General features: G+C 38.6%; 14 protein-coding genes and 1 pseudogene. 6 read left to right on the plus strand and 9 right to left on the minus strand.

The window, feature by feature from the left end; translation table 11 throughout:
• Positions 1 to 16 precede the first annotated feature (16 nt).
• The 7 genes and pseudogenes from TLET_RS00185 to TLET_RS00215 form a co-directional block, all read right to left on the minus strand.
• Positions 17 to 1,231 carry a sugar ABC transporter substrate-binding protein gene (locus tag TLET_RS00185; protein ID WP_012002088.1) on the minus strand — a complete coding sequence of 405 codons (1,215 nt, stop codon included), beginning with the start codon at positions 1,229 to 1,231 and terminating at the stop codon, positions 17 to 19.
• 2 nt (positions 1,232 to 1,233) lie between these two features.
• Positions 1,234 to 2,604, minus strand: a complete 1,371-nt coding sequence (locus TLET_RS00190) for a glycoside hydrolase family 3 N-terminal domain-containing protein (protein WP_012002089.1) — start codon at positions 2,602 to 2,604, stop codon at positions 1,234 to 1,236.
• Complete coding sequence (locus TLET_RS00195) at positions 2,591 to 3,658, minus strand: ROK family transcriptional regulator (RefSeq protein ID WP_012002090.1); 1,068 nt, start codon at positions 3,656 to 3,658, stop codon at positions 2,591 to 2,593. The genes TLET_RS00190 and TLET_RS00195 overlap by 14 nt, the downstream gene beginning before the upstream one ends.
• Before the next feature lie 434 nt (positions 3,659 to 4,092).
• Positions 4,093 to 4,752 carry a GntR family transcriptional regulator gene (locus TLET_RS00200; RefSeq protein ID WP_012002091.1) on the minus strand — a complete coding sequence of 220 codons (660 nt, stop codon included), beginning with the start codon at positions 4,750 to 4,752 and terminating at the stop codon, positions 4,093 to 4,095.
• A 29-nt stretch (positions 4,753 to 4,781) separates the two neighbouring features.
• A pseudogene (locus TLET_RS11160) lies at positions 4,782 to 6,284 on the minus strand (tripartite tricarboxylate transporter permease).
• 12 nt (positions 6,285 to 6,296) lie between these two features.
• Positions 6,297 to 6,731, minus strand: coding sequence for a tripartite tricarboxylate transporter TctB family protein (locus tag TLET_RS00210; RefSeq protein WP_012002092.1), 435 nt, complete (start codon positions 6,729 to 6,731; stop codon positions 6,297 to 6,299).
• 45 nt (positions 6,732 to 6,776) lie between these two features.
• Positions 6,777 to 7,748, minus strand: a complete 972-nt coding sequence (locus tag TLET_RS00215; RefSeq protein ID WP_012002093.1) for a tripartite tricarboxylate transporter substrate binding protein — start codon at positions 7,746 to 7,748, stop codon at positions 6,777 to 6,779.
• A gap of 157 nt (positions 7,749 to 7,905) precedes the next feature.
• On the opposite strand from TLET_RS00215, the gene TLET_RS00220 reads away from it, so the two are divergent.
• Positions 7,906 to 8,790 (plus strand): isocitrate lyase/PEP mutase family protein, encoded by an 885-nt coding sequence (locus TLET_RS00220; RefSeq protein ID WP_012002094.1) that lies wholly within the window; start codon positions 7,906 to 7,908, stop codon positions 8,788 to 8,790.
• Positions 8,791 to 8,828: 38 nt separating this feature from the next.
• Here the strand turns inward: TLET_RS00220 and TLET_RS00225 are convergent, their stop codons facing one another.
• The gene (locus TLET_RS00225; protein ID WP_012002095.1) at positions 8,829 to 10,622 is read right to left on the minus strand and encodes an LTA synthase family protein; all 1,794 of its coding nucleotides are present in this window, start codon (positions 10,620 to 10,622) and stop codon (positions 8,829 to 8,831) included.
• A gap of 92 nt (positions 10,623 to 10,714) precedes the next feature.
• Here TLET_RS00225 and TLET_RS00230 point away from each other — a divergent pair, with 92 nt between their 5' ends.
• Genes TLET_RS00230 through rsmD form a run of 5 tightly spaced genes read left to right on the plus strand, consistent with a single transcriptional unit; the run spans position 10,715 to position 15,536 of the window.
• Positions 10,715 to 11,461, plus strand: a complete 747-nt coding sequence (locus tag TLET_RS00230; RefSeq protein WP_012002096.1) for a PIG-L deacetylase family protein — start codon at positions 10,715 to 10,717, stop codon at positions 11,459 to 11,461.
• Positions 11,462 to 11,474: 13 nt separating this feature from the next.
• Entirely contained in the window at positions 11,475 to 12,440 is a 966-nt protein-coding gene (locus TLET_RS00235; RefSeq protein WP_012002097.1) for an N-acetylglucosamine kinase, read from the plus strand.
• Positions 12,437 to 13,690 (plus strand): 6-phospho-beta-glucosidase, encoded by a 1,254-nt coding sequence (locus TLET_RS00240; RefSeq protein ID WP_012002098.1) that lies wholly within the window; start codon positions 12,437 to 12,439, stop codon positions 13,688 to 13,690. Before TLET_RS00235 ends, TLET_RS00240 begins: the two co-directional genes overlap by 4 nt.
• A gap of 11 nt (positions 13,691 to 13,701) precedes the next feature.
• Positions 13,702 to 15,018: an MFS transporter gene (locus tag TLET_RS00245; protein WP_012002099.1), complete on the plus strand. Its 1,317-nt coding sequence runs from the start codon at positions 13,702 to 13,704 to the stop codon at positions 15,016 to 15,018.
• Positions 15,015 to 15,536 (plus strand): 16S rRNA (guanine(966)-N(2))-methyltransferase RsmD, encoded by a 522-nt coding sequence (gene rsmD, locus TLET_RS00250; protein WP_012002100.1) that lies wholly within the window; start codon positions 15,015 to 15,017, stop codon positions 15,534 to 15,536. Before TLET_RS00245 ends, rsmD begins: the two co-directional genes overlap by 4 nt.
• Before the next feature lies 1 nt (position 15,537).
• On the opposite strand, the gene TLET_RS00255 is transcribed toward rsmD, so the two are convergent.
• Positions 15,538 to 16,980 (minus strand): gluconokinase, encoded by a 1,443-nt coding sequence (locus TLET_RS00255; protein ID WP_012002101.1) that lies wholly within the window; start codon positions 16,978 to 16,980, stop codon positions 15,538 to 15,540.
• Positions 16,981 to 16,990: the final 10 nt, after the last annotated feature.

Here is a 16,990-nt window from a genome sequence, read left to right on the forward strand (position 1 = left end):
AGCTCCCTGTTTTTTTCTACATACCCACCTCATCGAGAATTCTCTGAATTTCCGTGTTGTAGAAATTCAAAACTTCATCGACATCTTTGTAGGAAATTATCAAATCATCTACCACATTCGTCAGAACATCCTCGATTTTTGGCCATGCAGGAGTCGGCGGAACAGGAAAAGCTGTTTTCAATTGCTCAAAAAAGACTAAGTGTAATGGATTGTCCTCAAACCATGGGTCTGAAGAAGCCTTTGGATCAGCAGGATAGACCCCTGGATAATGTTTGGTTATGATCATAGCTATCTCTGGTCTCATAAGATAATTTATAAATTTTCTCGCAGCATCTACATTTTTTGTCTGAGAAGGCACAGCGAGTATTTCCCCTCCTAAAAATGAAGCATGAATTCCGTCAGGTTTATCAGGTTTTGGTATAAGACATACACCATAATTTAAATTTGGATATGATTGTGCAAGCGTTCCTATTGACCAGGCCCCACTTACTAAAAAACCTACCCGACCTTCTCCAAACGCATCACCGAGATCTTTTTGTTTGCTTTTCAAAGCGTACTTAGAAAGTTCTTGATAAAATCTGGCCGTATCTCTATTCTGTTGAGAGTTGAGAGTAGCTTTTTTCAAATCCTTGGAAATAACATTTCCACCATTTCCCCATATAGCCAGCAAAAACCATTCCTGCCACGGGCTATATACTTCTCCAGCAGGCAAACCAATTCCGTAAACATCCGGCAATTCAGAAATTTTTCTGGCAGCCTCGAGCAATTCAGACCACGTCTGCGGCGGCCGATCCGGATCAAGCCCTGCTTTCATCATAAGATCAACATTGTAGAACATGGCGCGTGTTCCAAGCAACCATGGATAGCCGTAGTATTTTCCCATGTATTCAGTACTATTCATACCCGGAAAATCCCTATATTTTTCAAGATCCTCCGGATGAAGTTCCGAAAGTACCCCCTCTGAAGCAAAATTTGCTATCCATGTATTTCCCAATTCCACAACATCCGGCGCAGCCCCGGCTGCGATTGCAGTAACTATCTTGTCAAATCCAGTCGACCATGAAAGCTGAACTACTTCCACTTCAATATCGGGAAACTCCTTTGAAAAACCGGAAAGGACTTCTTTTGCCAGAGCATCATCCATCATAAATTGCCAGAATGTAAGTTTGGTTTTTCCAAAGCTGATGACTACAAGGACGAGTATGACAAAGATAAAAAACTTTCTCAACATCTTCAAACACCCCCTTTTAAAAACCGTGATATTTTTTTAAAAACATACCCCATAACAATCGGAGAAAGGGAGTAGGTAACGATATAATTTCTATCGCAGAAATACGTCTTCAGAAATGGATTTCTCGTTATTATGTGAACTGTTTCAAAATTTTCCGACAACTTTCTATGGGCAACTATTTCTTTATCCGAAGCATCAATCAAAAGATCTATAATCAGAACATTTCCAGACACACTGTTGATCCCACTGAAAGGAATAATCTTTGCCTTTAAAAACCTTTTTGCCTGTTTCTTAAAAAATTCGAGATAGCGCTCAGATACATCTGCCTCACTGTAAAATGTCAAATCGGGAAGCACCAATACAGCTTGTTCTGATCTCAATTGCTCAATATGAAATTCCACCGCTTCTTCAATTGCATGGCGGATAAATCCATAACTATCCTCAATAGCAGGAGAGATTTTTTCTATGCGTTGCATACTTTCGGCAAGAAATGTTTTTTCAAGTTTTCCATTTTTGATAAGTTTATGAAGCATTTCAACATAGATTCTCAAAGTTCTGGGGCGAGAAATTATTAGCATATCTCCTCTTGAACTAAAAAAATCCACTAATATATCTTCAGGGCTGTAATGCCGCGAAAGAGATTTCATTTCCACAGCATCACTTATGATCAAACCATCATACTGCAACTCATTCCTGAGCATGGAGTCTATGAATCTTCTTGAAATTGAGGCCGGTTTTTCATCGATCTTTGAATAGATTACATGTGCCATCATTATAGAATCGACACCATTTTGAACAGCTATCCTGAACGGATAAAGGTCCTTATCAAGTTCTTCACGATCAATATCGACAACAGCAATTTCCTGGTGGCTATCCTGGCGAGTTCTACCATGGCCAGGAAAATGTTTTGCACACGAAAGCAAACCAGCTGCTTTATAACCATTTATAGCAGATAATCCAAACTCGGAAACTTTTTTTGGATCGCTTCCATAGCTTCTGTAACCAATCACAGGGTTAGTTTCCGGGAACTTTAAATCCAATACAGGCGCAAAGATCATATTTATTCCAAGTTCTTTCATAAATTTTCCGGATAAATTACAATACTTGAACACAAAATCCGGATTTGTTTGTCCGAAGAGAAGATTACCCGGAGATTGAGGGATGAACGGCAAAATTTCAAGCTGACCGCCTTCGTGATCTGTGGAAACCAACAACTTTTTTCCCTCAAGATTGCACATTATCTCAGCAAATTCAGATGGATCTTCGAAAACCGAAGGATAAAGGAGAACTCCACCAATATCGTAATTCAAAACAACTTTTAAATCATCTGAATTTGATACACCGCAAAAGAAAACTTTCTCATATCTTCCCATTTTGAACGCACCCTTTGCTTTCAAAAACGTATTTCGCAAATTCATAATCGTAGAAAAACCTTTCTAAGAATGCCAAAACAGAACCAAGCGCAACTGTCTTAGAACCACTCATATCCAGTTGCCAGTTGATTTTTTTCACCCTCTTCACAGTAACCTGGCTTTCTATCTTATCTATTACTTTTGAAAGAACGCGCTCCCCAAGTAGATGAAAATCCCCTCCAAGGACAAACAACTCCGGGTCAATTAAATTAACCGCAGTTGCAACCTTATCGCAGATATGCTTTATAAAAGCTTCGAGATCATTCTCGTGTTCTGTTAAAAGATTTCTGTTTTTTTCAAGATCTTCAACTGTAAAAGGCGTTTTTCTTATTACCGGGACACCTTCTCCAAGCTCGCCAGCAGACCCATTACTACCCTCATAAATCGTCCCGTTTATAACCATGCCCGCTCCAAGTCCGACAGGCTTTGAAAGTTCATAGGGGATTGAAAGCAGTAAATACACCAGGTTGTTTGCAAAATTCAAATAACACGCTGCGGCAGCATTTGCATCGTTAAAGAGCAAAAATGGACCATGATAAATACCATTCAGGGAATAATTTTCTATGCCAAGTGCTTCAGAAAACACGATGAAATTCTCAGAAGATTTTATTAATCCCGGCATAGCTATTGTCACAACATCAAACGAATTTTCAAATAAAACCTTGGAAACAACTTGTTCAAAATTTTCTCTATCAATATTAGTAATTAATCTTTTAAAAAAAAGAGCTCTTCCCAGAAAATCGCTGATTGTCCAGCATATCTCTCCTTGTTCTACAGATATACCAAGTAGCTTGAGCCACTCAGGATTCAAGCAAAGTAGTCGGGGTTTTCTCCCACCAGCACTTTTAGCAGGCAGATGATCTTTTACAAAAACTATTCCGCACTCAAGAAGATATCTCAAATTTCTTGAAATAGTTGATTCATTTACAGATAATTCTTCGCTAATGCCCTGAGCTGTCATAGGTCCATTTTTTTTGAGACAGGATAGTATTTGATGGTGCAGATGGTTCAGCATGTTTTTCACCTCTTGTTAGTTGCTTGCATACTGCAACTAACTTATCATAAATATCACTCTCAGTCAAAAGCTGTAAAATGGGAAAATTCTCGAATAACAAAATAATTTTTACTGTTTTAAACTAAAAACCTCCATTTTTTAAAAAATATCTTGTCTTATCGTGACTTTTCTAAAAATATCTTTAATAAAAAAGCCAGCCTTGTATGGCTGGCACCACATCATATTTCAATTTTGTGAACCATTCCTCCTATAGCGGTGGCTTCCTGCTTCACCGACCAAACTTGCCACTGGAAAATTCGATAGTAAAGGCATTATCTTTATAGTCTCAGGTGGTCCACATGCTGATTGCTTGTAATTGCATACAAAAATAAATATTTGTCTGCTGCAACTCATCTTCACTTTCTGCAGGATGAAGACTTCTTGCAGGGCACAAGTTAAATCAAACCTTCACTGGCTCTCTTGATAAGAACATCTCTTACGCATTTTATATGTTCCTCCATTAATTTCTCGGATAATTCTATATCTTTGCTCTTTATTGCTTTGTATATTTGCAAATGTTCTTGATAAGACTGTTTAATTCGCCCCGGATAGGAAAGCGAAAATACCCTTACTCTGTAAAGTTTATCTCGCAAAGCAGATATAACCTTTCTGAGCTCCTCGTTTTTAGATCCCATTACTATAACATTATGAAAATCTGTATTGAGCTGTAACAATCTTTGCAAATTCTCGGAATCAGCTGCAATTGACATTTCTTTCACTATCTGCTCTAAAATTGATATGTTTTCATCATAGCCTCTTTCTATAAAAAGTCTCACAGCTAATCTCTCCAGATACATTCTCAATAAAAGCAGATCTTCGATTTCCTTTCTATTCCATTTTTTCACTGAGAAACCCTTATGAGGTTCTACATCAATAAGCCCTTCAGCCGCAAGATAATTTAATGCTTCTCTTACTGGCGTTACGCTAACGCCAAGGTCCTTGGCAAGGCTATCGATTACTATCTTTTGACCCGGTGAATAACGCCCTTTCAGTATGTATTCTTTTACTCTTTCTACTACTTCATCCTTCAAAGATTTTCTACCTATAACTGTCAAAGCAATTCCTCCTCAGTTCACTGATTATACTATTTTCCCAAGCGCTTTGATTTGATTTTCTTAGATATAAACGGATAAAACAGCGAAAAAACCGTCAACAATATAAGAACTAAAGAAATCTTAGATTGAAAAAATATTGTGAAATCACCGTCAGAGAGCATCAAAGATTGCCTGAATGATTGCTCTAATTTTCCACCTACAACAGTTGCCAAAATCAATGGAGCAGTTGGAATTTCAAATTTTCTCATGGCATATCCGAGTAATCCAAATATTATTAGGAGATAAAAATCAACTGTACTCACATTGACAGCATACACACCTATGAAACACAGGGCAGCAACCAAAGGATACAGTATTTTGGAGGTACTGCAAGCACTCTCACAAGTAGCCCTGCTAAAGGAAGATTGATCACGGCGCATATAATGTCTCCTACAAAAAGTGCTGCGATAATACCCCAGCCAATTTCGGGATATTGTTGAAACAAAAGAGGCCCTGGTTGAAGCCCATAGATCATGAGTGCACCAAGCATGACTGCCGCTGTACCAGACCCGGGTATGCCCAGCGTGAGAGTTGGTATCATAGCCCCTATAGAACAAGCATTATTTGCCGATTCTGGCGCTGCAACTCCTTCAATGGCTCCTTTACCAAATTTTTCTGGATTTTTTGAGAGTTTCTTTTCAACGTTATAAGACATGAGGGCTGCTATAGTTCCTCCTGCACCGGGTAGTATTCCTATCAGGAATCCTAAAGGTGCAGATCTCAATATTGGTACGACACTCCTTCTCCATTGCTCTTTTGTAATCCAAATTCGCTTGAATTTTTTTTTGGATGGATCTATTAGATTCTTTTTTAGCCATCTTTTCAAGATTTTTTAGTACCTCACCCAAACCATAAACTCCCATAATTACCACTATGAAATCAATTCCTCCTTGAAGTTCCAAAACACCGAACGTAAATCTGGAAACACCCGATTGGGGATCAAGCCCAATGACCGATATCATCAACCCTATTGTCATCGACAATAATCCCTTCAAAACCTTGCCTTCCGATAGAGAGGCTGTGGCAGTCAAAGCTAAAACCATAAGTGCAAAATACTCAGGTGGCCCGAACATTAAAGCAATTTTTGCAAGTGGCAAAGCAAGAAAAACAAAGCCAATTGCAGCAAGCAGGCCACCTATAAAAGAAGCTATCGCTGAGATAGCAAGAGCAGCTTCAGCTTCGCCATTCATTGCCATAGGATATCCGTCAAAACAAGTCGCAACTGCTGATGCGTCTCCCGGGATGTTGAGTAAGATTGAACTTCGTGATCCACCAAACATAGCACCAAAGAAAATTGCAGCCATTGCTATTAGAGCTGTCTCGGGCTTTAACACAAATGTTAGTGGCAAAAGCAAAGCTATACCCGTGGCTGGTCCAAGGCCAGGAACCATCCCCAGAATAGTACCAAGAACACTTCCAATGGTTATCCAAAGCATATTTGATGGTCTTAAAACAACTTCAAGTCCATATATTAAGTGTTGCAACGCCTCCATTCAGATCACCACCTATGGCAAGCTGATCATGAAAATTTTTTCAAACACATACCATATACCAAACGTGTATGAAATTGCAACGATAATATTTATCAACCATTTCTTATACCCGTTGAGTAAAAACAACAAACCCACCAAAAACAGCATTGTTGATGCCACAAACCCAATTATTTTGAACAACATAGCATAAGCAAAGCAGGCACATAGAATCGTAAGTATCATAAAATAACTTCTTTTTGGTACCTCTTTCCTTACTTTACTGCCCTCTGTTCTAATAAGCATTAAAAACCCTAAAACACTCATTAAAATCCCCAGACCTATGGGAAAATAAAGCGGGCTCATAGGATTTCCCACCGGTGCTCTTGGCAACCCCAATGTTGTGATTATGTACATGACTCCAAAACTTAAAACCACTATAGCCAATATTTTTTCAGAACTTTGTTTCATAATAGACCCTCCAGATTCCTGCAGGGAGAACCCTGCAGGATTAAACTATTCTTTGTACAAACCGATCTCTCTGAGTATTTCTTTATAGTTTTCATTAACTTTATCCAGGTAATTTTCGAAATCTTTTCCATTCATAAATGCCTTAGTCCAGCTGTATTTCGAAACAATTTTGTCCCACTCTGGTCTTTGAACCATTTTGCTAAAAGTATTTATCCAATAATCCACTGCATACGATGGCATATCCGGTGGTCCAAAGAATCCACGCCAATTTATGAATTCCGCGTCTATTCCTTCCTCTCTAAGAGTAGGGACAGATGACAAAATACCTCCTACTCGCTGTGGAGCAGTTACCGCTAAAACTCTTACTGCTCCTGCCTGCATTGCTGTAACAGTTTCAGCCAGCCCGGTGGATAAAACATCTATATGCCCTCCGAGTAAAGCCGCCAGATGTTCTCCTTCCTGAAAAGAAACGTAAGTTATATCTTTTAAATTTTTCACACCGGCTGCTTTTGCTGCAATGAGAAACTGTATATGGTCCATAGAACCAAACGAAGATATTCCACCCACTTTAATACTCTTGGGATCTTTTTTCAAAGCTTCCATAATTTCTGATATACTGTTGAATTTCGATTTTTTTGAAACTGCGAATGCTCCATAGTCATGTATCAACATTGCAAGCGGGGTAAGATTTTTATAAGAATAACCTGTCTGACCGGTTAGATTTATCAACAGCAATGGCGGAGAAAAAACTATCATCGTGTATGGATCGCCTTTTTTACTTTGCATATGAGCCAAACCAACACCGCCTCCCCCTCCTGGCATGTTGACCACAATTATTGGCTGATCCACCAAATTAGTCTCTTTCAAAATTTGAGAAACCACTCTTGCTGTTGTATCCCATCCTCCTCCAGGACCTGCAGGAGCTATAAATGTGATAGGTTTTGCCGGGTAAATTTCCGCGAATAAAATCCCGGTAAAAAATACAGCTAACATAAAAATTCCAAACCTTAATTTCATAACACCACCTCCCGATATAAAATTTCATGTTAAAATATTTTTTGAGATATCACATATAATATATGATATCATATATTATATGGTTCAAAGCAATTATATAACATGTTACATCTAAAAACAAATCTCAGAATATCTTTACTTTGGGAGGGTATGGCCAATGAATTCAAAATCTTTTGAAAAAGCTAAAAAATTGAGAGAATATCTTCAAAGAGAAGGTGTTCTGACACTCAGGGTTTGTGCATACGATGCGCTCTCGGCTGTTTTAATAGAAAGAGCAGGTTTCGAAGTTGTTGGAACAACTGGGTATGGTATTTCTGCATCACTCATAGGGCAACCTGACATAGGTCTTGTTGGGTTTGCTGAAATGCTTGAAAGAGTGAGAACAATTGTTAATGCTACCGAACTGCCCGTCGATGCAGACATTGATACAGGTTATGGAAATGCGTTGAATGTTTTCTGGGCTGTAAAAAATTTTGCCAGAGTAGGCGTGGCTGGCATCAGGCTGGAAGATCAGGTCTGGCCAAAAAGATGTGGACACATGGAGGGAAAAAATATAGTTCCTCTCGAGGAGATGATTAACAAGATAAAAGCAGCCACCGATGCGAAAAATGAAGAAAATCCGGAAATGGTAATAGGTGCAAGAACTGATGCAAGAACAGTAGCCGGATTTGAAGAAGTGGTTCGTAGGGCTAAAGCTTACGCAGAAGCCGGGGCAGATTACGTTTATGTCGAAACTCCACAATCACTTTATGAGATTGAAACGCTTGTTAGAGAAGTATCCAAGCCAATCTCTTTTAACATCATACCTGGTGGAAAAACACCTATTTTTGAACTGGAGAAACTCGCCGAGTTAGGGGTTAAGTATCTATCTGTCCCGATGATATGTCTGTATCCTGCGACAAAAGCTATTATGGAAGCTCTAAATGCGCTTAAAAACAAAGATCTTGAAAAAATATCACATATGGGTGTCAACTGGTCTGAATTCAATGAAATTGTTGGAATAAAAAAATGGAATAAATTAGAAACAAAATATTCGAAATAAAAACAAAGGCGGGGCAGGCCCGCCAGTTAATTTATTATTCAGCGCAATTTTGCCAAAGTTGCTTCGGCTGTTTCAAGCATATTCTTTGAAGTCTCTATTTGCTTTACGGCTGCTTTAAATCCATCCAGACATTCATAATATGGCAGAGAGGTACCCTCAATATAATTCACAGCCAGACTGTTCTGCAGGATTCCATCTTTCGATATCTCGAAATATCTTTCATCGTCAACAAAAGAACCATCCGGAACATGGTATCGTAAAGCTACAAAACCATCTTCAGTATTGAGCAAATCCCTGCCAAACGAAACCACGCCGGAATCGTCTATCCCTATTACATTAAGAACTGTACGCAAGAAATCTATCTGCCCCCCAACGGTACTTACAATTTCATTGATTTTGCAACCCGGGATATGAAAAATTAGAGGAATATTCATAGCCTCTTTGTATGTATATTCTTTTTCAAAGATCGCAGACAACCTTTCTTTTGATTCTTTATTGAATGGATATAAACCTGCATGATCTCCATACAGTATAAGAATGCATCTCTCATACAACCCTGCTTTTTTCAGCCTATCTACAAAAATTCCAAGGGCGTAATCTGCATAATGAACTGCCTGAAGATAGTTTCCAAACATCGTATTCTCATCTTCCGGTAAAAGCATAAGTTTTCTATATTGTTCCGGTATAACAAAAGGGCTATGACTTGATACTGTTACGAGAAAGGAAAAAAATGGTTCGGGATAGTTTTTCAAAACATCCACAGACTGTTCGAAAAAGGAAACATCATTCAACCCCATACCGAATACTTCATCCTGATTGAAATCTTCCAAACTAAGGAATTTTTCAAAACCAAGATGAGGGTATATTTTGAATCTATTCCAGAACCAACCAACGTTACCGTGCATTGCCACTGTATGAAATCCATGATTTTTCAATATCCTTGGTAGAGCATAAAAATCTATATCAGCATACTTTTCATAAGCAACTTCGTCGCCTGGCACATGCAAAGAGACAAGCGAAACAAATTCCGCATCGGCAGTGTTTCCTATACCTGTTTGTTGATAGTAATTGTTGAAATATATCGAATCATTCCTGACAAGTTTGTTGAGGTTTGGTGTGACTTCCTGACCGTTATATCTCATATTCACCAGAAAATTCTGGAATGATTCAAGTTGGACAACTATGATATTTCTATTTGAAGCAATGGACCAATATTTTTTGGAAGATGGCTGCTCGTGGTTCATATGAGTCACTGAATAGTTCTCTCGCTCAGGTTTCGAAAAGACTGTAGCAATATCAAAAATATGGTACGCAAAAAAGCCATATCTGTTAAAAACCTGGCCAGGCTTCAATTTTTCGGATACAAGGGGAACAATTGCAAATACACTACATAAAATCATTGTCAAAAACAATCCTTTGGGAGTACTGAAATCAGTTGTTCTCAATTGTAAATAACGCCTTCTATCAAAAATCCCAAGTGGTATTAAATCTGCAACAAACAGCAGGGAAAAAAAATTTGTGAAATACCTTATATTTGCCCCAAGTTTTCCAACTTGAGGCAGGAGAACAAGCTGTTTAACAGACGGAAGATTGCCAAAGTTCTGAAAATAGAGAAAATCTATAAAAAGTGCTATGGATATTACGCAATAAAGACCAAACCCCCATTCTCTGAAAAAGAAAGTGAACAGAAGAAAAAACAGAATCAGCCAGCCAGTTGTACTCAGGAGAGTTGAAAATCTCAAAACCTCTGGTACCGTCGTATAGAAACCGAAGATCTTCAAGCTGCTTAAAATAAGTAAAAACAACATGTAATTCAACGTAGACTTCAGCATCTAATCGCCTCCAGTGAAAGATTATACAACTACATTAGTAATCATTGTGGTAAAGTTAAATAGAGCCGAAAAACAAGAAAGAAGGTGAATGTATGAATTCTTTACTAGAACATCTCAGAAATTTTTTCAAAATGCCAGATTTAGAGGAATACAGAACAATTCTATGCATACAACCTCACCCAGATGACGCAGATATAGGTATGGGAGCAACGGTGGCAAAGCTATCTGAAAAAGGCGCTAAAGTTTTCTACCTCACAGTGACAGATGGTAGTGCCGGTTCAACCAACGAAAGATTAATCGGAGAGACTTTGAGCAAAATACGCAAAGAAGAGCAAGAAAAAGCTGCTGAAATTCTTGGTGTACATGACCTGATCTGGCTTGATTTCGAAGACTTAGGAGATTACCAGTTGAAAGAATTAAGGTCAATGATAGCAGAACATATCGTTGTCTTAAAGCCCGATATCGTTTTTACCGTTGACCCATTTTTACCATATGAAATTCACCCGGATCATATAAAATGCGGTTTCGCTGTTGCCCAGGCGAGTAGTTTTTATAAATTGCCAAAAATTTCCAAGTTTAGAACCGATCATATCCTGCACGCGATTGGTTTTTTCAACACAGCCAATCCTAATAACTTTTATCAGATCGAGAGAAAGCACCTTGAAAAAAAGTTTCTTGCACTATCCCATCATAAAAGCCAATTTGATGAAAAAACTCTTCAGACATTATATTTTTATTTAGAAGAGAGGGCAAAGGTTGGAGAAGACAAACTGGCAGAGTCATTCAAAATACTGCCTCCTGTTATGCTCCACGTTTTTCCAGAAGCGCAGGATTTCTAAGGGAGGAAAGAAAATGTACTTCATGGGTATCGATGTAGGTGGAAGTAAAACAGATGTTGCTATCGTTGATAAAAATGGAAAATTGATCTCTCACGTCAGAGCTTCAGGGGCAAATTATCAAGGAGTAGGAGTGCAGAAAGCCTACGAAATTTTAAAAAGTGCTATAAACGATGCTTTGCAAAAATCCAGTTTAAATTATAATGAGCTTTCGTACTCTTACTTTGGTGTTGCCGGTGCAGATATGGATTATGAAATAAAAATCGTTAAATCCATACTCGAAAGACTCCAATTGAAAAACTATGACTTTGATAATGACGGTAGAATAGCCCTGAAATCTGGTACTTTCGATGATAAAGGCATCCTGATAAGTTGTGGAACCGGTGGAATAACCTATGCAGGAGATGGGAAGAAGATCGCAAGAAAGGGCGGCTTTTCGAGATTCTTCGGTGAAAGACTTGGAGCATTCGTTATCGCAAGTATGGTAGCTTCTGCTATTATCAGGTCAAAAGACCAAAGAGATGAAAACACACTTATGAAACAAATATTCGAATCAAAAATAAACCAGCCGATAGAAGAAATAATGCATTATGAATATGCAAATGAGGATAAGTCAAAGTTGGCAGAATATGCCATTTTACTCATACAATCTCTTTACGAAGCCGCTCATCAATTTGACTATGTAGCACTTAGAATAATGGGAAATATTGTCGATGAAATAATAAAAATTGTTACAGCATACAGAAAAGAAATGTATTTTACCTCTCCTGTAAAGGTTGTCTTAGAGGGAAGCTTTTTCAAAAAAGCAGATCCAATACTGATAAACATGATACAGTCAGCTCTTAGCGACGAATACATTCTCATAATTCCAAAACATCCTCCTGTGGTTGGTGCGGTGCTACTCGCTGCTGAAAAAGCAGGTTATAAATACGATGAAAATTTTATCGCCAATTTACTGAGTCACTGGGGGGGTAAAAAATGAAAATAACGGTTATTGGTGCCGGAAGTACTTATACCCCGGAGCTTGTCAAAGGCATCATGGACATATCCAGCGAAGTAAAAGTAGACGAGCTTATTCTGTACGATCTGGAAGAATCGGAAGAAAAGCTTGAAACTATATACCAGTTCAGCAAAAGACTGGTAAAAGACCTTTTCAAAGTGGTGAAACCGAAAAATTTGATCGATGCACTTCAAGGAGCCGATTATGTGATTTTTCAATTCAGAGTTGGTTTTCTCAAAGCAAGAGAAAATGATGAAAAAATTCCCCTTCGTTACAATCTGATCGGCCAGGAAACAACAGGCATGGGAGGATTTTCCTGCGCACTGAGAACATTTCCAGTCATTGAAAAATACATCGAGCTGGTTGACAAATATAGCAAAGCAACAGTCATAAACTTTACCAATCCTTCGGGTCACATAACAGAATTCGTGATGAATTATATAGGTTTCGAAAGATTCATAGGTTTGTGCAATATTCCGGTAAATTTGCTTCACATGATTTCACAGGTAACTGGATATCCGCCGAAAGACATATTCGTCAAATACTATGGATTGAATCACCTGACATTTCTTGAAAAAGTCTACTTGAAAAATGAAGATGCAACTGAGAAATTGCTTGAGACCGTTAAATTGGAACTTGCAAATATACCAAAGGAAGATTTTCCGGGCTGGTTAATAGAATGCCTGAAGATGTATCCGAATTCTTATTTGAGATACTATCTTATGGAGAAAAAAATGCTCAAAAAAATAAAAAAAGAAGGTACACGTGCCGAAAAAGTAATCTCCATTGAAAAGCAGCTGCTCGAACTTTACAAAACAGGTGATAAAATCCCTGATCAGCTTTCTCAGCGAGGCGGTAGCATGTATTCAACGGCAGCAGCCTATCTTATCAGAGATCTGCATCTTTCAAATGGTTCGGTGCATATACTAAATACAAGAAATAATGGAGCCATCAGCAATCTCCCTGATGATTACGTTTTGGAAATACCATGTATGGTCAAAGCCGGAAAAGTTTTTCCAACCTCACTTGGTATTGCTGATGAATTTGCATCCGGGCTTATCCATATTGTAAAAATGTACGAGCGCATAACTATCGACGCATACCTTAAAAAATCGAAGAACCTCGCGCTCAAGGCCATGCTTCTACACCCGCTGGGCCCAGATGTTGAAGATGCTCCAAAATTACTCGAAGATATTTTAAACGCAAACAAAGATTTCATTAAACTTGAATAGGAGTGGAAAAGGTGAAAAATTTCCTATACAGTCTGGGATCTTTCAGTTCTGCTTTGTTTTCCAACGCGATCTCCACCTTTGCCATTTTCTACTACGTCGATGTTTTAAAAGCCCCGCCTCATTTAATAAGCATAATCATGGTGTTATACGGAATCTGGAACGCTATAAATGATCCTCTATTCGGATATCTTTCCGACACAACGAAGACAAGATGGGGAAGAAGAAAGCCCTATATTGTATGGTTTTCCCTGCCCCTAACAATAAGTTTTGCCATGTTCTGGGCACCACCTTTCGATAGCTCCCAGAAAACAGCTCTGGTTATTTACTACCTGATTATGATCTTTCTATTTGATACGTTTTTCACCATAGTTTTCCTGAACTGGACTGCTTTGTTTCCAGAGATGTATCCAACCCTCAAAGAACGCGCAAAAATCTCCGGACTAAGGCAAATTCTTGCCATACCGGGACTTTTACTTGGAGTAGCAGTTACCCCTGTAATTGCTGCAAAGATTGGATGGGGGAAAATGGGTGCGGTCTTTGCAGTGATTGGTGGTTCTATCCTCTATATGACACTGTTTGGAATTAAGGAAAACCCGGAGTTTTCTCATCAACAAACTCTGAATATAATTGAGGCAATAAAGTTCACCTTTTTCAACAGGTCTTTTTTCACCTATGTCGTGCCGTCATTTCTTTTACAATTTACATACACCATGCTGACAGCTACACTCCCATTTTATGCAAAATATGTCCTCAAAGCCAGTGAGACACAAACTACTTTGCTTTTAGCTTCAATATTCGTCGTGGCTTTTTTCCTCATACCCGTCTGGCAAAAAATAACAGCGAAGATAGGAGCCAAAAAAACCATGAAGGTTTCAATGATTTTGTGGGCAATACTCCTGATTGGTTTTGGATTCGTGAAAACCTTTTTTCAAGCAATTATATTAACCTCTGCTCTTGCCATGAGCCTTGCCGGAGCTCTGATCGTCTTTGACATAATGATTGCCGATATATCTGACGAAGATGAGATTAAAACTGGCAAGAGGAGAGAAGGAATGTATTTTGGAGCAAACGCGCTTATAATAAGGCTCGGCATCTCTTTGAACTCGTTAATCATGGGATTTGTGCTTTCTTCAAGCGGATATGATGCAAATTTACCTGCAGAAATGCAACCACTAACGGCTGTTTCCGGATTCAGAATTCTATGCAGTGTCGTACCAATAATTGCTACGATAGGTGGTCTACTTATTTTGAAATACTACCCACTTGAGGGCGATTATCTAAATCGAATTAAAGAAAAGATTAAAAATATGCGTGGCGAGGAAGTATGAAGATAACAGGAGGAACCCTCAAAGGCTACCATTTGAATCCCGTTCCTGATTCAAGGACGAGATATACAACTTCACTTGTGAGACAGGCTGTTTTCAACATGATTGATGTTTCACAAAGCAGTTTTTTAGAGCTTTTTTGCGGGAGCGCTGTGATGTCAATCGAAGCGCTGAGCCGCGGAGCAAAACACGCTGTTGCGGTTGATATTTCAAGCAAAGCAATTAAAACCGCCATTGAAAATGCGAAAAAATGCGGGGTTGAACTCAAAATTGTGAAATCCGATTTCAGAAAATTCATCAACCTCTGCAACGACAATTTTGATGTTGTTTTTGCCGATCCTCCATATAATCTTGGCTTTGTTCAAAAACTTCTCGAGCTTCTTTCAATAAAGCCGTCTCTCGGTCAGATAATCATTATTGAAAAAGCAGCAGCAGAACAGGTTGTTATCCCTGAAAAATTAAAAATTCTGAAATCAAAAAAATATGGGGAAACGGAGGTTCTTGTGATTGCAAGAACATAAATCAGAAATTCTCCACCCACATTCTGTACAATTTGCTGTAATATTCAAAAAGCGATCGATCAGGTCGGAAAATCTCAACTTCATTATTAGATAGATAACCGCCAATAGAATGAAGATCACCCTTGCTCAAAAAATAAAGTATCGTACCAAGCGCAGCCCCCTGCCGTTTACTTTGGACCAAAATAGGATGGTTTAAAATAGCTGAAAGCATTTTCATCCAAACAGTCGCTCGCGTTAGACCACCCGTTGCAAACACTTTTTCAAGTGAATCAGGTATAGTTTTCACCACATCAAAAGCTCTCTTTAGATTGAAAGCGATACCCTCAAGTACACTTCTGGCTACTTGTTCTTGCGTCGTCGTACTTGTCAAGTTATCAAACTTTGCCCTGGGAGAAGGATCAAACTCAGGAAACCTTTTCCCAAAGATAAACGGATAAAAAAGCACAGGTTTTTCATCCAAAAAATTCAGATTTTCCTCCACCTTTTTTACAATAGTTTCATGATCATAACAGCAAAACAGCTTTACATACCAGTCGAAAACATAACCACCATTTTTGATGGCTGCACCTGAGATATAATGATTCTCATCCAGCACATAGCACCAGATACTACTCACAGGATATTGTTTCACAGGATGATTCAATACAGCCCTTATAGCTGCGCTACTACCAACAGATATCGTTATTGAATTTTCAACGAAGGCGCCAGCCCCAATACTCGAAGCTGCTGCATCAGAGATACCGACCACTACCGGCAATCCTTCTGGCAAACCAGTGATTTTAGCTGCTTCTTTGCTCAATCTCAAAACAGTTTTTGGAGAAACAAGTTGTGGCAATTTTTCACTGCTTATTTCTAAAAAATCTTTTAACAGTTCTTCGCACCAAACTTTTTTTTCAATATCCATATACCCGCTTCCAGAAGCAACGCCTATATCGCTGACCAGATCACCTGTTAACTTGTATATTACGTAATCCTTTAGAGAAACTATTTTTGAGGCAGAATTCAACATGTCTTTTTCATTCTGTTTTATCCAAAGGAGTTTATAAAGAGGATAAACTGTATCCGGTGGACATCCAGTTTTCAAATGTAAATGCTTCGAAAGCTGATTATCTGAAATCACCTTTTTAACATGATCAACAGATCTCTCATCAAGCCATGGTATAACATTACTCAGTGGCTCAAAGTCACCATTAAGCAACATGACAGTGTGAAGAGCAGAATCGAGGACTATAGCTCTTACATTTGTAAAAGATTTGGAAACCTGTTTCAATGTTTCGAAAACAGCCCTTTCGATTTGACGAGGATCCTGTTCAAACTGCCCATGTCCTTTTGAGAAAGCTTCATAAGATTGACTTACGTCCATTTCTATCTTTTTAGCATCAGAGTTGTAAACAATAGTCTTAACAGCTGTCGTACCTATATCGACGCCAATGTACATTTCCATCGCCCGGGGC

Source organism: Pseudothermotoga lettingae TMO (assembly GCF_000017865.1).
GTDB lineage: Bacteria > Thermotogota > Thermotogae > Thermotogales > DSM-5069 > Pseudothermotoga_B > Pseudothermotoga_B elfii.

Coding starts and splice junctions, on each gene's coding strand:
- TLET_RS00225 (WP_012002095.1), bottom strand. CDS start 10,622: ATGCTGAAGTCTACGTTGAATTACATGTTGTTTTTACTTATTTTAAGC.
- TLET_RS00195 (WP_012002090.1), bottom strand. CDS start 3,658: ATGCTGAACCATCTGCACCATCAAATACTATCCTGTCTCAAAAAAAAT.
- rsmD (WP_012002100.1), top strand. CDS start 15,015: ATGAAGATAACAGGAGGAACCCTCAAAGGCTACCATTTGAATCCCGTT.
- TLET_RS00255 (WP_012002101.1), bottom strand. CDS start 16,980: ATGGAAATGTACATTGGCGTCGATATAGGTACGACAGCTGTTAAGACT.
- TLET_RS00220 (WP_012002094.1), top strand. CDS start 7,906: ATGAATTCAAAATCTTTTGAAAAAGCTAAAAAATTGAGAGAATATCTT.
- TLET_RS00190 (WP_012002089.1), bottom strand. CDS start 2,604: ATGGGAAGATATGAGAAAGTTTTCTTTTGCGGTGTATCAAATTCAGAT.
- TLET_RS00230 (WP_012002096.1), top strand. CDS start 10,715: ATGAATTCTTTACTAGAACATCTCAGAAATTTTTTCAAAATGCCAGAT.
- TLET_RS00235 (WP_012002097.1), top strand. CDS start 11,475: ATGTACTTCATGGGTATCGATGTAGGTGGAAGTAAAACAGATGTTGCT.
- TLET_RS00240 (WP_012002098.1), top strand. CDS start 12,437: ATGAAAATAACGGTTATTGGTGCCGGAAGTACTTATACCCCGGAGCTT.
- TLET_RS00210 (WP_012002092.1), bottom strand. CDS start 6,731: ATGAAACAAAGTTCTGAAAAAATATTGGCTATAGTGGTTTTAAGTTTT.
- TLET_RS00215 (WP_012002093.1), bottom strand. CDS start 7,748: ATGAAATTAAGGTTTGGAATTTTTATGTTAGCTGTATTTTTTACCGGG.
- TLET_RS00185 (WP_012002088.1), bottom strand. CDS start 1,231: ATGTTGAGAAAGTTTTTTATCTTTGTCATACTCGTCCTTGTAGTCATC.